Genomic DNA, 14341 nt, shown 5'->3' on the forward strand with positions numbered 1-14341 from the left:
AGCTTTTTTGTCATTTTCAACATTCTCCGATCCCAATTTTCCTTTTATTATACAAGAAATACCCTATAGAATAGACTTTTTTCAAGTGTCTATTCTATAGGGTACATTTTAATTTTTATAGGCTCCTTTTTATTTCGTCGTTATTACTTAGCTAATTCTTTCGTACCCTTCATTACATCAACGAAGAATCCCCAGTTATTCACTACAGAAGAGATACTGATATGTTCATCTGGAGTGTGGACGTTAAAGATGTCTGGTCCGAATGAAATTGCATCTAATTCAGGCATCTTTTGAACGAATGCGCTACACTCAATCCCCGCATGTACAGCGAAGATTTCAATTTCTTTATTGTATTTTTCTTGATGTACTTTTTCAAATAAATTACGAATTTGTGAGTTTGGATTGTATGGCCATTCTGGATACTCTGACTCTATTTCAAATGTAGCACCAACTAATTCAGCAATATATTTGATTTCTTCTGCAACATGTTGTTTTAAACTACTTACAGAACTTCGCACTTCGTTACGTAATTTAATTTCATCTTGCAACGTTTCAATAACGCCTAAATTTGTTGAGCTTTCTACAAGACCTTTAATATCCATGCTCATACTTTGAATACCATTCGGAATTAAGAATAATGATGAAATAAGCTGCTTTTGTGTCTCTTTAGCAAATACTTTTTCAACTGTTTCATCCAATTTTGTCAGTGTAACATGAACATCTGAATCAACAGCACGCATTTCTTCTTGTAATACACGTGTCCATGATTCTAGTTTTTCTTCTACTTGCCCTACATCTTCTGTACGAATTAAAATTGTAGCTACACTTTCACGCGGAATTGCATTCGTTTTTAATCCGCCGTGAACTTCACTTATGTTAAACTCCGTATGTGCTGATAAATCACGTAACACTCGTCCTAATACTTTGTTCGCATTACCGCGTTGTTTATCAATTTCCATACCAGAATGTCCGCCTTTTAGACCGCCAACATATAGACGGTATGCATCCATATTCGCTGGTGTTTCATCCCAAATTACGGGAATTGTTTCAACAGCTTTCGCACCACCTGCACTACTTACAAGTAATTTATGATCTTCTTCAGAATCAATATTTATAAATATCTTTCCTTCAAAATGATTTGGTTCAATAGCAAAAGCCCCGCCCATTGTCGTTTCTTCTTCAGTAGTGATAACGACTTCAAGTGCTGGATGCGGAATTTCTTTTGAATCTAATAAAGCTAATGCATACGCAACTGCAATACCATTATCCGCACCTAAAGTTGTTTGATTTGCATATAACATGTCCCCAATGATTCGTAATTCAATTGGATCTTTTTCAAAATCATGTACTGTTGCTTGATTTTTTTCGCAAACCATATCCATATGACCTTGAATAATAATAGCTGGTACATTTTCATAACCAGCTGTTGCTTCTTTTTTAATAATGACATTTAATGCTTCATCTTGAATGACTTCTAAGTTACGCTCTTTTGCAAAGCCCACTAAATAATCACTAATTTCCTTTTCATTACCTGATCCTCTAGGAATCTTTGAAATTTCTGCAAAATGATAAAATACAGGGTGCTTTGTTAATTGTTCTAAAGTAGAATACATTTTTCAAGCTCCTCTCAAAATGAAAAAATAGTATGTAAGTCTTTTATCATTATACCATGATTCATTATTTTACCTTTCTTTTAACTTTTATTGTTCATTTTATTTACAACACTCATACAACATTATAAGGGCGTTGTAAGCTATATCGATTTTTCTCATTTAATAATAGTCGTATACTTTTTAAAGAAACACATTAAAGGAGATAAAGAAAATGAAAAAGTTTGCAGCAATTATTACACTATGTTTATTATTTTTTAGTTTTACTATTGGCTGTGAGAGAGCGTCACTAAATAAAATTGGTAAAGATGTATATTACATGCAGATAAAAGGCGAAGGAGCTATCGAAAAAGTAGATGGTAGAAACTTACGAAACTATACGCTGCCCGCATATCATGAAGATGGTGTCAAAAAACAAATTACATTTAGAAGTACAAAAAAAGAAAATGACCATAAATTAAATGAAGACGCGTTTTTACGCCTTTATGTAGATCAAGATGATAATAGCAAAAATGAAATATCATCAATTGAAGTAAAGTCCTATGAAGAGATTCAGAAAACAGATTTACCTAAAAAAGTAAAAGATAAGTTTACTATTAAATAAAAAACAAAAGAAAATGCTCTATGCATTTTCTTTTGTTCTTTTCACTTGTATATATTTTGAACTACTATTATTCATCAGTTTCTCTAACCGATTTATATTCTCCGTTAATGCACCTTTCACAAGAGAGAAATCTGTATTGGATTCTTCTTTTTTTTCTTTAAAAAACGAAGACTTTTGTACATTGACTTCAGCCATCTCTTCTCCCCCTTTTCAAAAAGATACAACCTTTTATTTATATTATATAGCAAATGTAGAAAGAGTGTACACTTATGATTTTCTTTTTAATTCTTCTTCTAATTCTTCTACTTGCTGCAACGCATCCCCTTTTATTAAAGAGAAATCTGTTGTATCTTCGTTATCTTCTTTAAAAAAATCATTGTCATAATCTTTTACCACTACAATCACCTCTACATGCTAGTGTAGGAATGATTGTCCAATTTTATTCAACTTTGTCGGATTTTGTTTTTAATTTATGTATAGAAGAAAAGGACAGAAAAAGATTCTGTCCTTATTTACTAAAATAACTATGATGTATTGTTAAATTATATACATTTTCAAAATCCCGATCTTGCAGGTTATTTTTCTTTCCATCAATAACAATGAAAACATCACTTACTATTTTTGCTGGTATGATCCCGACATTTTCTACTTGCACTGCTTTCTGCTCATTCAATTGCTCGATATGTTCTAACGGAACGATAATACTAAATTGCGAGCGAATACCACGAAAGTTTGTATTTAATTCCTTTGCCGCTTCAAAAACAACAATTTTCGCGCCAATTTTTTCCCCATATGAATCTAAAAATACATTTAAGCTCTTTGTATATTCTTCTTCCGTATGCCATTCCATCGTACCGAATACTGCTGGATTAACATTTTGAATAATTGTGGTGTATATTTCTCCTCTCGCTTTAGATGCAATTAATGATCGTTTTATTGATTGAACTGTCTTGCCAATATCGCTAAATTTCGCACCCCATATTTCTGAAATATTAGGCGTTAAAATGAACGCAATATCAACAAAAATAACCATTGCAGTAAACATTAAAAGATTTTTCCAGAGGGTTAAATCAATTCCTTTTATCATGAAATACACGGTGACAGATATGATAAACAAACCATACCAAGTCTTTCTAATACGTTGCTTTTTCTCCTCGTACAACTCCTCATTTTTCCAATAAAAGAAAACAAGGACTACAAAGACAATCGCTAAAACAAATAAGCCAATTCGAATGTTAGAGATCATTAATCACATCACCCTCCATTCAAAAACTACTCACGATATCATTACATGCGCAAGCTGCTCTCTTTATGACAAAAGACATGGACAAGCTTCTAAATTTAGCTACATCGCATATATATTAGAAGGTACCACGTCTTTTATCCTGCTATTTGTGGGCAGTAAGACCCCCACTGATTAAAATTTTACTTTACCATGAGTCTATATTGTATATGTAGACAAGCATTCATTTCAAATTTTCGTATTAAAAAGAAATATGTTTCGGAATTTCCCCTTCAGGTACTTCTCCATCCATACTTAAATAATAATGACGAATCGGACGTAAGTTTTCGTCTAATTCATAAACAAGCGGAATACTAGTTGGAATATTTAATGAAACTACACCATCACTCGAAAGGTTGTCTAAGTATTTTACTAGCGAGCGAATTGTGTTACCGTGTGATGAAATAATTACTTTATTACCATTTTTTAATATCGGCGCTATTTCTGAGTGCCAATAAGCAAGTACTCTCTTCTCCGTATCCTCTAAACATTCAGTTAATGGAAATTCACCTTTTTTGAGTGTTTTATATCTTGGATCGGTCGCTTCATATCGAGGATCATCTTCAGTAAGAGCCGGTGGTCTTACATCAACACTTCTTCTCCAAATATGAACTTGCTCCTCACCATATTTTTGAGCAGTTTCATCTTTATTCAACCCCTGCAATGCACCATAATGTCTTTCATTTAGCTTCCAAGATTTATGTATTGGGACCCAAGTAAGATCCATCTCATGAAGTACAATCCATAACGTCCGAATTGCGCGTTTTAATACAGATGTATAAGCCACATCAAAAGTATATCTGTTTTTCTTTAATATTGCTCCTGCTTCTCTCGCTTCACTTAATCCATTCTCTGATAGATCAACATCTGTCCATCCAGTAAAGCGATTTTCAAGATTCCATAAACTTTGTCCGTGACGAATAAGTACAAGTTTTATCATTATAATTCCCCTTTCGGAAATGTGAATTTTATTGTTCCATTGCGTACACGTATAAAGTATCTAGTAATGTATCTTTTTATCCATTCACTCTATAACCAAACGATAGTTGCCAAATGTATGGATAAAATTTGTTCTTTTTCAAACTATAAAAACAGAAGTTTTTCATTATTTTTGATCGACTGGTATTTCCCGTTTTGATATCCAAGCATCAAAACCTGATCGACTATTTGCCATTTCATTCATAACTTGATGCCAATTGTCTTCACATGATTCACCAAATTTTGAAAAAATAGCGCCCATTTGTTGTCTTTGTACATCGCTCAATTTTTTCTCTAAATCTGCACCTTGTTCTGTTAAAGACAACTGTTTCACACGGCGGTCATGTGTAGCTTCATTACTCTCAATTAAGCCCTTTTCCACAAGTTGACGTAGTGGCCCGTGGAGAGCTTGTTTACTTATTTCTAATAATGATAATAACTCATTTACACTTATCCCTGGAAAACGTGCGATAAAAAATAAAATTCGATGATGTACTCGTTGAATGCCATATTCTTTTATAATTTCATCTGGCTTTTCAGTAAATGTTTTATATGCAAAATAAAATAATGCTAATGCTTCATTCATCTGTTCTTCTTTATGTTGTGTCATCTACTTTCCCCCTGTATGTAAATTATACCACAATCTAGTAATGAATATTTTAATCAACTTATTAGAACCTGTTTAGTCTATTGAAACATTCACTGCATAATTAGGAGATGATTCATTTGAAAAAAATATACTGTAAGTACATATTTATTGGATAGACTACACGAATTAGGAATTGAACATACATTCGGGGTTCCTGGTGATTATAATCTTGCCTTTTTAGATGATGTAGTACCACATGAAAATTTAAAGTGGATTGTATTATTAGTATTGGTGTGAAGTTAACTGATACTATTACAGGCGGCTTCACACAAGGTTTTACAAAAGAACAAGTTATAGAAATCCATCCCTACACTGTGAAAATTATAGATAAAAAATACGGACCAGTTGTAATGAAAGCTGTTTTACAACAGTTAAGTGATGTAATTGAACATCGCAATGAGGAAACACTTGATATTAAGCCATTTATTTCAGAATCACTATCTATTACTGAAGAGTTTAACCCAAAAGAACAAATGATTACACAAAAACGTTTTTGGCAGCAAATGTACCATTTCTTACAAGAAAACGACATCTTAATTGTAGAGCAAGGAACACCTTTCTTTGGTAGTGCTGCTATCCCTCTACCTAATAACACTGCATATGTAGGACAACCGTTATGGGGATCTATCGGATATACACTGCCCGCTCTAATTGGTACACAGGTCGCCAATTTATCACGGCGCAACATTTTAATTATTGGTGACGGTTCTTTCCAAGTAACTGCCCAAGAGTTATCAACTATACTACGTCAAAATTTAAAACCGATTATATTTTTAATCAATAACAACGGATACACTGTTGAACGTGCCATTCACGGCCAAAACCAACCATATAATGACATACAGATGTGGGATTATACTAACTTGCCGAACCTATTCGGATCAGAAGAAAAAAGCCTAACATTTAAAGTGGAGAATGAAACAGAGTTAACAGAAGTCTTAACAAATATAACTTTTAATAAGAATCAACTTATCTTTATTGAGGTAATAATGAGCCAAAGCGATCAACCTGAATTGTTAGCTAAACTCGGGAAAAGATTCGGTCAGCAAAATTCTTAATATAAAAAAACTAATTATACAATTGGTAGTGTAAAACTTGTTTTGAGAATAGTTTCGACCCTCAAAATACATAAAGGAAAAGGATGGAAAGTACCATCCTTTTCTATTTTAAGAGCCTTCTTCGACTAACACCCTGTGCGACAAGTAAAAATTCTTAATCCATCTTTAACTTTATAGCTTTTGTCGCAATAAATGTTTTAATATGCTTATCTAATATCCTTGTTCCACCAAAATCATCCTCATAAAAACCTGTTATAGCAAAACCAGCATCAATTTGGCCTTGGATTTGGTCTTCTAAAGTATGCGCATATTCTATTGTTTGATTTGAATCGATGTAATCTTGAACTTCATCCTCTGGTAAATAATCCAATGTTGATGAAGGAATTGAATGTTTAACATCAAGAATACCTTTTTGTTCTTGGTTATCATCAAAGATCCATAGTAATGGATTTGTAAATCCAGCAATAAGAATACCTTTATTCTTTAAAACCCTAGAAACTTCATTCCATACAAGATGAACATCTTTTACAAACAAATTAGAGACAGGATTTACAACAATATCAAAATATTCATCCTCAAAGTCACCAAGGTCTGACATATCTCCTTGTACGGTTTTTAAAGTCAAACCATCCCGTTTTGCTACCTTTTCATCTTGTTCCAATTGCTTCTTAGATATATCAGTAACTGTTACATCTGCTCCAGCAGCAGCTAGAACAGGTGCTTGTTGTCCACCACCTGACGCTAAGCAAAGTATCTTTAATCCATCTAATGACTTTGGAAACCACTCTCTAGGAACTGACTTTTCCGTAGTGACTGTAATCTCCCATTCACCTGATTTGCTTTTCTCAATAATCTCGCTACTTACAGGCTGCGTGTATCTAGAACCTTCTTCAACCTTCTTATCCCATGCATTACTGTTTTGTTGTGTAGTATCCATTGCGATTAGTCCTCCAAACGATCTAGTGGCATTCAATGTGTAAGCTTATTAACTATTTATACTTTCCTTTTCCTATTAACCTGCCTGATAGTTCATACATAGTTGTTTACATTTATATTAACAGATAAATACTAATAATTACTAAAAATTCTAAAAAGACACAAAAATATACATCCATTCCATTCATTTAAAATAATCGTAGAATTGGTAAGTTTTAAACAACTCATTTCCACAAAAAAAGCATTCCAAAACTGTTGACAGTTGGAACGCTTTTTTATGTTATTTCATTTTTCAAGCTTTTAACTAAATCCATTAAACAAATAAGCTACGCTTTTTCTTTTTTATTCAGCAAGAGTTAACTGCCAAGATACACCATACTTATCATTTAACCAGCCAAACTTTTTACTAAACGGATAAGAACCTAAAGGCATGAGAATTGCTCCATCCTGCGCTAGTTTATGAAAGACCGTTTCAATTTCTTCTTCTGTCTCACAAGTTACATAAAGAGACATAGCTGGAGTGAATGTAAAATTATGATTTACATAACTATCAATACACATAAACTCTTGGCCATTTAGCGTAAAAGCTGCATGAATTACAGTTCCCTCTTTACCAGGTCCATTTTCATCGTAGCGAGAAATACTTACAATTTCCGATTGATCAAATAGCGACGTATAAAAATTCATTGCTTCCTCAGCTTTGCCTTCAAACATTAAAAACGTAGTAATTTTTTGATTTGTGTTACTCATATGGAGACAGCCCCTTGTTATATATTTATGTAAAACATAAGTCGGCCAAAAAACCGAACGTACATTCCTATAAGTGTATTGTCTATAAAAACGATGAGTTTGTCAATTATCTACTTTCTTATTTCTTCTTAAATAATGCTGTCCAAAGAAATGATTCTCCAAACATTTCATTCGGTTGTTTCATTTGTTTCATCCTTCTAATCTCAATTACCTCAAATTCTTTAAATATCTCTCTTAACTTTTCTTCCGAGTATGCAAGACCACCTTGTAGACTCCATTCTCTATATACGTCCCAATCTGTTATTTCTGATCCATTTCGCTCATCTAAATTGCCTGCTGCAAAACATGTTAATCCGAAATAACCACCCGATTTTAATGAGTTTTTAATTAAATCCACATAATTTATTCTTCTATGCGGTGGAATGTGATGCAAACAGCCCGAATCATATACAAAATCAAATTCGTTTTGAACCTCTAAATTAAAAATTGAATTACAAATAAAATGAATTTCTACCCCTTTTGCCAATGCCCTCTCTTTTGCCCAGTTAATGCCTTCTACAGATAAATCCACTGCTGTTACATCAAATCCTTGAGTCGCTAAATAAATGGCATTTCTACCTGGACCACATCCAAGTTCTAATACCTTCCCTTTTGAAACTCTCTCTTTTTGTATATTCGAAACTAGATTCTCATCTGGAACATTTTCAAAAAACGGAACATCCTTTTCTCTATTCTCATAAAACTCATTCCAAAATGGTTCTGCAGGTCTTAATAATGAATCAAGCATTTTTAAAATGTCTTCTTGTGTGTGTAACGTTTCAGTTTTCATTAATACCCCTCCATGAATTAATGGTCAGAAAATTATTATATATCTTTTTGAACTTTCAGACGAATAAAGGCTCCACATTTTAATTTTTTCTTTATTCTTTAAATTATTTTAAATACGGTAAATGAAATTATAAACTTTACTCTTATGGTGCAAATGCACGCCAACCTATTATTAAATACAAAAAGAGCCACAAATTTTTGTGACTCCTTCTGCATTAATAATTATATCAGGATTTTTTATTATATAGCGATTTCTCTATTAACAAACGATATATCTCTTCATCCAGATTACCATTTCATACTTTAACGGCCACGTCTTTGCTGACCTTGCTTTGTACTACCTTTTTTATTACTTGACTTATTAAATGATCGGTTATTTTCATTTCTTGAATCACTTCTCGAGCTATTTCTCGAATCACGTCTTGATTCACTTCTTGAACCTTCGCGGCTATCTCTTTGACGATTTTGACCTGATTTTTTTGGAGCCGGCTTTGGTACCGGTTTTCCATTTTCATCTACACGTTTTATCTTCGGTTGTTCGATTATTTCTCTTTGTATTGGTGCACCAAGCGTTTTTTCAATTTCTTCTAAATGTTTTTCATCTTTCGCTGCAACGAACGTAATTGCAAGACCTGATCCACCTGCACGTCCTGTTCGGCCAATGCGGTGAATATAACTTTCTACATCTTCAGGGATATCAAAGTTAAATACGTGCGTTACACCATCTACATCAAGTCCACGAGCTGCTACATCCGTTGCGATTAAGTACTGAATTTTAGCTTCGCGGAAACTCTTCATAACTCTTTCACGTTTCGCTTGAGGTATATCACCATGAAGTTCAGCACAATTATAACCTAATCCTTTTAAATTATCATAAAGCTTACTTGCTCTAACCTTTGTACGACAGAAAATAACTGCTAAAAATGGCTGGTCACGATCCATAACAAAACGAAGTGCATCTGGCTTTGCACGATCTGTCGTCTCAATGACACGCTGCTCAATTGTATCTACCGTTACTTCTTCACTTTGTACTTGAATCATTTGCGGCTCATCCATATAACGCTTCGCCAATTTTTTAATATCTTTTGGCATCGTTGCTGAGAATAACATCGTTTGTTTACTACCTGGTGTCTCATCTAAAATATCTTCAATATCATATAAGAAACCGAAATAAAGCATTTGATCCGCTTCATCTAGTACAATCGTTGAAAGATTACTTAAATCAATTGTTTCGCGTCGTATATGATCTAATAATCGTCCTGGTGTTGCAACAACAATATGTGTATTACCTTTTAATTTTCTCAATTGTTGTGCTACATCTTGCCCACCATAAATCGCTAGTACATTAATATCTTCTCTTTGAACAAGCATTTTTTTAATTTCAGTTGTAATTTGCAGAGCTAGTTCCCTTGTTGGTGCAACAATTAAAGCCTGAACATCACTACACTCTGGATTGATTTTTTCTAAAATCGGTAACACAAATGCTAACGTTTTACCCGTTCCAGTTTTCGCCTGCCCAATAATATCTTTACCTGACAGAATAACTGGAATTGCCTTTTCTTGAATTGGTGTTGCTTCTGTAATTCCATTTTCACGTAATGTATGATTAAAAGTTTCACTAATTCCTAATTCTAAAAAGTTTTTCAAATAGACCACTTCTTTTCCTTATTTTTCACATTAGCTTTCATTGTACCATTTGTTTCGCCAAATATGAAAAATAAAAAAATTCTTATCTTCTTTTTTTATATTCATCCTGTACTAGATGAACAAATTCTTTTTGCTTTTTCTCAGATTTTATTAATGCTTCCATGTTAGTAGAAGACAAAATATACTTTTTAATTTTTCTATTACTCCAAATTAAACTTGTATACTTCGGATCTTCATGTAGATTTCGAAACCACTCTAATTCACTTAATTTTGCAATATGGTGTTTCAATTTCATGTCATTTCGAGGATAAAACAAAATTATATCCATTATTACATCAAGCAATAAACTCATCTTCTCCCCTCCTATACATATATATTTCAAATTTACGGAAACATAGTTAAAGGGTGATGGAATTGAACACTACATTCATAAAGATATTTTGCATATTTTTCTTACTATATTTTCAGTCGACCTCAATTATTATGGCAAAATCTCGAACAAATGTGGTAAGTGAATTTAAACAAGCTTTACTCAAAAATGATAAAAAATTAATGCAGTCATATGTAACAGAAGGAGTTGAACTACCTACTTTCCAAAAGGAAAAACCTATTCATGAAATTAAAATAGTACCATCTCCAAAAGAAGATACTACAATTCTTATTTCTTATTTCAAAGGCACTAATGATGAATTTACTGTCGGTTTCATTTTAGAAATAGTAACAAAAAATAATAAAATATCTCAAATCAATCAAATTTATGATGGGAATCCACTTATGAAAGAAGCTACTATCGTAAAAGAATATGAAATGAAGTGTAAGGAACATATACTTACTCCTACAAAATTCCCGTTCGAAATTCACGAATTTCAAGGGTACATCTATAACGATTACTTAAACCTCCAATACTACCATGAAGATATTAATGGGATTTTTAAAATCACTGTTTCACCAGTTCAAAACAAATTAGGCTTCTATGTACTTAGGGGAGCTAAGTTCTACAGCTTAAAAAATAATATAAAAGCATTATATTATCCTCATTTTGATTCAGCATATGAGCTTATCTTTCAGCAGAATGGTTTTCAATATACAATTGCAATTGGTAACAAACGCTATATACAAGGAAAATATAACGTAAAGGATTTAATTCAAATTGCAGAATCTATGAATTAAAAAACCGATCTTTTCTATATAAGAAAGATCGGTTTTTTATTATTTTATATATTGAATTCCCCTCCATGATAGCAATAATACTTTACAGCTTTAAGGTCTTTAATCCTCTTTAATGACTCTTCCGCTTTTTCTATATCTAAGCAAAAATCCGGATTAGCTATTACTAACTCACGATTCTCTTGAACAGCAGCATCTCCCGTAATTACACAATCTAAATTCGGAAAATATAATGAAATATGCCCCGAAGTATGTCCTGGCGTCGCTACTATTTGACATTCATTATTCAAAATCATTTGACCATCATGCACTTTTTCATCGACGGAAATATGTTTTATATTTTTTAACTGTTGTATAAACCATTTACCAAATTCTTTTTCTTCATTTGGCATACGTTCTAACATTTCTTCAGCTTGAACTAACCTTTCTGATTTTATATCACCACTAATATAGTTAGATTCAATTTCACTAGCAATAATATTAATGTGAGGATATTTCACTTTGAAATCATATAAAGCCCCTATATGATCGTCATCATAATGGGTAATAATTATATTCTTTAAGTTTTTCATCTCATATCCATGTTTTAATATTGCATTTTCAATTAAAGGTAAAAAACTTGGATATCCTGTATCGACTAACGTTAATTCATTATGTAATATAATTAAACTTGGATAAATACATTGTTTTTGCCCGTTAAATTCGAATTCAATTGGTAGTTCTATTATTTTCATTTTTCTTCCCCCATACCGCTTATAAAATGCATGATAATAACTAAATCATACACATACATTTTACAATATATATACTATGTAACGGAACACTGTGAATCGTGGCATAATCCACATTATATTATTTTGAACAGGTAATCCCCTATTTTTATGGAAATATATAATAAGAAAAACAATAACATTGATTAATCTCTCACTTCTTTGTCTATCCTTTTAAAAAATCTATGTTTTTGTAAAAGGAGTATTTATATGGAGAAACAGACACTTTGGAAAAAGTTCAAAAAAAGCTCTGTAAACCTCGGTAAATCCAGCGTATATGAAAGTATTATCTTATTCTACACAATGAAAAAGAAAGAATTACCTACTAAAGCGAAATTCATAATATTAGCCGCTTTATCTTATTACGTATTAACAATTGATTTCATTCCAGATATAGCTGCTATTATTGGGATTGGCTTATTAGATGATGTTTTAGCAATCGCTGTAGCGCATAAATATGTTATGCGCCATGCAGATGCTGAAATTCGAGAGAAGAGCAAGGTAAAAATGGAGTCATTATTTACTTCAGCACAAGCATAATTAAACTAACTAGTCATTTACATACCTTTTTACTTTCAAAAAAAGCTAACTGTAATTAATGATAGTTCAACCTCACTGAATATTACTCTTCACTATGAGAGCATTGCAGAATAAATCCCTAAACAAAAGCATTTCTCTTAGCTCTCAAACCGTAAACAAAAAGGGTGTCAGCACGTGTTCCTAAGTTCTGACACCCTTTTATTTGTTCTTATATCTATCTGTTATACAGTTGCATGTGTCCCCTTATACAAAACTGCTATTGCCGCGACTATAAGGATCATACCCATAAAAGCAGGTGCAGCATGACCAAGCGATACATAGATTTGCCCTCCAATAATAGGACCAATCATTCTTGCTAAAGCTTGAATAGATTGACTTCCCCCTTGAATCCTTCCTTGTTCACTAGAACCGCCAGACTTTGAAAGCATCCCGTTGAATGAAGGCCCGAAAATTGAATCCCCAAAACCATACATCAGCATTCCAACGATAAGTAGTGGATAGAGTGAAAACAAAGCTGATGCCGCAATAAAACTGTATCCTATAATCTCCGAAACCATCCCAAGAATTGCTATTTGTTTATCACTAAGCTGGATCAAAAGCTTTGGCATTATAAAACTTTGTGAAACAATGTCTTGAAAGCCCAAAATTGAAAACATAAGTCCGATTAGTGCAGGTTTCCAACTGAAAGTATCCATTGTAAATTGCGTGAAAATTGCTTGTAAAGATCCGTTAGGTATCCAAAGTAAAAACGCTGAGACAAGTAACCATTTTAAATTTTTCATGGAAAGTATGTTTGCTAGCTGTGCAAAAGGATTCAACCTTACAAAAGTAATCTCTTTTAACCTATTATTTTTGTCAAGACTCTCAGGCATATATTTGATCCCATATACAACATTTATTAACGTTATGATTGCTCCAAAATACATAGGTACAGTATCACCAAACTTGGCAAGTAATCCCCCAATAGTGGGGCCAATGATAGTTCCCGCACCTACAACTGCACTCACCCATCCAAAGTATTTCGTTCTCTGCTCTTTTGGAATGATGTCTGCAAAATATGCGAAGATAGTACTTATGCTCCCGCCTGTTATTCCTTCTATTATGCGTCCAGCAAATAGTACCCATAAAGCTCCTCCTATACCAAAAACTAAGTACCCAATTGCAGAACCAAATAAGCATATTAAAAGTAATGGACGACGGCCATACTTATCGCTTAAAGCTCCGAGTACTGGGGCAGCTAAAAACACGCAAGCCGCATATACGGAAGTTAGTAGTGTAACAACTAATGCTTGTTCTTCCGGATTACTTGTATATGGCTGTACTAAGAATAGGACTACAGGCATGATAATACTGAAACCTATACCACAAAGAAATACAGAAATAAGTCCGAATAGTAAAGCATGTTTATCTATGCTTTTTTCAGTTTTCCTTTCATTTTGTGATCTAAATATAGACATTTAACTTCTCTCCTTAAAACATTTTGTTGTCGTGTCAACAAAATGATAACTCCGTTTTGTTGATT

The 14341-nt window shown here is 32.9% G+C and carries 17 protein-coding genes and 1 pseudogene; 5 read left to right on the forward strand and 13 right to left on the reverse strand.

Going from position 1 to position 14341, the window contains the following annotated elements:
* Nucleotides 1-143: 143 nt before the first annotated feature.
* Entirely contained in the window at nt 144-1613 is a 1470-nt protein-coding gene (gene pepD, locus MR167_RS18370; protein WP_242315191.1) for a beta-Ala-His dipeptidase, read from the reverse strand.
* A 211-nt stretch (nt 1614-1824) separates the two neighbouring features.
* Between pepD and MR167_RS18375 the strand changes: the two genes are divergently transcribed.
* Nucleotides 1825-2214 carry a YxeA family protein gene (locus tag MR167_RS18375; protein ID WP_000712655.1) on the forward strand — a complete coding sequence of 130 codons (390 nt, stop codon included), beginning with the start codon at nt 1825-1827 and terminating at the stop codon, nt 2212-2214.
* Between the two features lie 18 nt (nt 2215-2232).
* Here MR167_RS18375 and spoIISB read toward each other — a convergent pair whose 3' ends face one another.
* From spoIISB to MR167_RS18400, 5 genes are all read right to left on the reverse strand, one after another.
* On the reverse strand, nt 2233-2409 hold the full coding sequence (gene spoIISB / locus MR167_RS18380; RefSeq protein WP_000852629.1) for a stage II sporulation protein SB: 177 nt from the start codon (nt 2407-2409) through the stop codon (nt 2233-2235).
* 72 nt (nt 2410-2481) lie between these two features.
* The gene (locus MR167_RS18385; protein ID WP_000237817.1) at nt 2482-2610 is read right to left on the reverse strand and encodes a hypothetical protein; all 129 of its coding nucleotides are present in this window, start codon (nt 2608-2610) and stop codon (nt 2482-2484) included.
* Between the two features lie 112 nt (nt 2611-2722).
* Nucleotides 2723-3460, reverse strand: a complete 738-nt coding sequence (locus MR167_RS18390) for a type II toxin-antitoxin system SpoIISA family toxin (protein ID WP_000624981.1) — start codon at nt 3458-3460, stop codon at nt 2723-2725.
* A gap of 238 nt (nt 3461-3698) precedes the next feature.
* Nucleotides 3699-4436: a 2,3-diphosphoglycerate-dependent phosphoglycerate mutase gene (gene gpmA / locus MR167_RS18395; protein WP_000594159.1), complete on the reverse strand. Its 738-nt coding sequence runs from the start codon at nt 4434-4436 to the stop codon at nt 3699-3701.
* A gap of 165 nt (nt 4437-4601) precedes the next feature.
* On the reverse strand, nt 4602-5084 hold the full coding sequence (locus MR167_RS18400) for a MarR family winged helix-turn-helix transcriptional regulator (RefSeq protein WP_000191905.1): 483 nt from the start codon (nt 5082-5084) through the stop codon (nt 4602-4604).
* 147 nt (nt 5085-5231) lie between these two features.
* On the opposite strand from MR167_RS18400, the gene MR167_RS18405 reads away from it, so the two are divergent.
* A complete protein-coding gene (locus MR167_RS18405; RefSeq protein WP_106082469.1) occupies nt 5232-5360 on the forward strand; it encodes a hypothetical protein in 129 nt (42 codons plus the stop codon).
* A pseudogene (locus tag MR167_RS18410) lies at nt 5336-6181 on the forward strand (thiamine pyrophosphate-dependent enzyme); the annotation flags it as partial. The gene MR167_RS18405 and the pseudogene MR167_RS18410, both read left to right, overlap by 25 nt.
* Before the next feature lie 154 nt (nt 6182-6335).
* Here MR167_RS18410 and MR167_RS18415 read toward each other — a convergent pair.
* From MR167_RS18415 to MR167_RS18435, 5 genes are all read right to left on the reverse strand, one after another.
* Nucleotides 6336-7118 carry a class I SAM-dependent methyltransferase gene (locus MR167_RS18415; protein ID WP_242315192.1) on the reverse strand — a complete coding sequence of 261 codons (783 nt, stop codon included), beginning with the start codon at nt 7116-7118 and terminating at the stop codon, nt 6336-6338.
* 341 nt (nt 7119-7459) lie between these two features.
* Nucleotides 7460-7867, reverse strand: a complete 408-nt coding sequence (locus MR167_RS18420; RefSeq protein ID WP_242315193.1) for a VOC family protein — start codon at nt 7865-7867, stop codon at nt 7460-7462.
* Between the two features lie 118 nt (nt 7868-7985).
* A complete protein-coding gene (locus MR167_RS18425; RefSeq protein WP_242315194.1) occupies nt 7986-8696 on the reverse strand; it encodes a class I SAM-dependent methyltransferase in 711 nt (236 codons plus the stop codon).
* Between the two features lie 302 nt (nt 8697-8998).
* The gene (locus MR167_RS18430) at nt 8999-10351 is read right to left on the reverse strand and encodes a DEAD/DEAH box helicase (protein ID WP_097890313.1); all 1353 of its coding nucleotides are present in this window, start codon (nt 10349-10351) and stop codon (nt 8999-9001) included.
* A 73-nt stretch (nt 10352-10424) separates the two neighbouring features.
* Nucleotides 10425-10694: a hypothetical protein gene (locus tag MR167_RS18435; protein WP_000054894.1), complete on the reverse strand. Its 270-nt coding sequence runs from the start codon at nt 10692-10694 to the stop codon at nt 10425-10427.
* A gap of 56 nt (nt 10695-10750) precedes the next feature.
* Between MR167_RS18435 and MR167_RS18440 the strand changes: the two genes are divergently transcribed.
* On the forward strand, nt 10751-11512 hold the full coding sequence (locus tag MR167_RS18440; protein WP_097890317.1) for a hypothetical protein: 762 nt from the start codon (nt 10751-10753) through the stop codon (nt 11510-11512).
* Between the two features lie 44 nt (nt 11513-11556).
* Here MR167_RS18440 and MR167_RS18445 read toward each other — a convergent pair whose 3' ends face one another.
* Complete coding sequence (locus tag MR167_RS18445; protein WP_242315196.1) at nt 11557-12243, reverse strand: MBL fold metallo-hydrolase; 687 nt, start codon at nt 12241-12243, stop codon at nt 11557-11559.
* 246 nt (nt 12244-12489) lie between these two features.
* On the opposite strand from MR167_RS18445, the gene MR167_RS18450 reads away from it, so the two are divergent.
* Nucleotides 12490-12819 carry a YkvA family protein gene (locus MR167_RS18450; RefSeq protein WP_000415089.1) on the forward strand — a complete coding sequence of 110 codons (330 nt, stop codon included), beginning with the start codon at nt 12490-12492 and terminating at the stop codon, nt 12817-12819.
* Nucleotides 12820-13040: 221 nt separating this feature from the next.
* On the opposite strand, the gene MR167_RS18455 is transcribed toward MR167_RS18450, so the two are convergent.
* Entirely contained in the window at nt 13041-14276 is a 1236-nt protein-coding gene (locus tag MR167_RS18455) for an MFS transporter (protein WP_242315197.1), read from the reverse strand.
* Nucleotides 14277-14341: the final 65 nt, after the last annotated feature.

Origin of the sequence: Bacillus cereus group sp. BfR-BA-01355, from assembly GCF_022663675.1 — a bacterium.
Lineage (GTDB): Bacteria > Bacillota > Bacilli > Bacillales > Bacillaceae_G > Bacillus_A > Bacillus_A thuringiensis_S.

Coding starts and splice junctions, on each gene's coding strand:
- MR167_RS18435 (WP_000054894.1), bottom strand. CDS start 10,694: ATGAGTTTATTGCTTGATGTAATAATGGATATAATTTTGTTTTATCCT.
- gpmA (WP_000594159.1), bottom strand. CDS start 4,436: ATGATAAAACTTGTACTTATTCGTCACGGACAAAGTTTATGGAATCTT.
- MR167_RS18400 (WP_000191905.1), bottom strand. CDS start 5,084: ATGACACAACATAAAGAAGAACAGATGAATGAAGCATTAGCATTATTT.
- MR167_RS18425 (WP_242315194.1), bottom strand. CDS start 8,696: ATGAAAACTGAAACGTTACACACACAAGAAGACATTTTAAAAATGCTT.
- MR167_RS18455 (WP_242315197.1), bottom strand. CDS start 14,276: ATGTCTATATTTAGATCACAAAATGAAAGGAAAACTGAAAAAAGCATA.
- MR167_RS18375 (WP_000712655.1), top strand. CDS start 1,825: ATGAAAAAGTTTGCAGCAATTATTACACTATGTTTATTATTTTTTAGT.
- MR167_RS18415 (WP_242315192.1), bottom strand. CDS start 7,118: ATGGATACTACACAACAAAACAGTAATGCATGGGATAAGAAGGTTGAA.
- MR167_RS18445 (WP_242315196.1), bottom strand. CDS start 12,243: ATGAAAATAATAGAACTACCAATTGAATTCGAATTTAACGGGCAAAAA.
- MR167_RS18420 (WP_242315193.1), bottom strand. CDS start 7,867: ATGAGTAACACAAATCAAAAAATTACTACGTTTTTAATGTTTGAAGGC.
- MR167_RS18390 (WP_000624981.1), bottom strand. CDS start 3,460: ATGATCTCTAACATTCGAATTGGCTTATTTGTTTTAGCGATTGTCTTT.
- spoIISB (WP_000852629.1), bottom strand. CDS start 2,409: ATGGCTGAAGTCAATGTACAAAAGTCTTCGTTTTTTAAAGAAAAAAAA.
- MR167_RS18450 (WP_000415089.1), top strand. CDS start 12,490: ATGGAGAAACAGACACTTTGGAAAAAGTTCAAAAAAAGCTCTGTAAAC.
- MR167_RS18440 (WP_097890317.1), top strand. CDS start 10,751: ATGGAATTGAACACTACATTCATAAAGATATTTTGCATATTTTTCTTA.
- pepD (WP_242315191.1), bottom strand. CDS start 1,613: ATGTATTCTACTTTAGAACAATTAACAAAGCACCCTGTATTTTATCAT.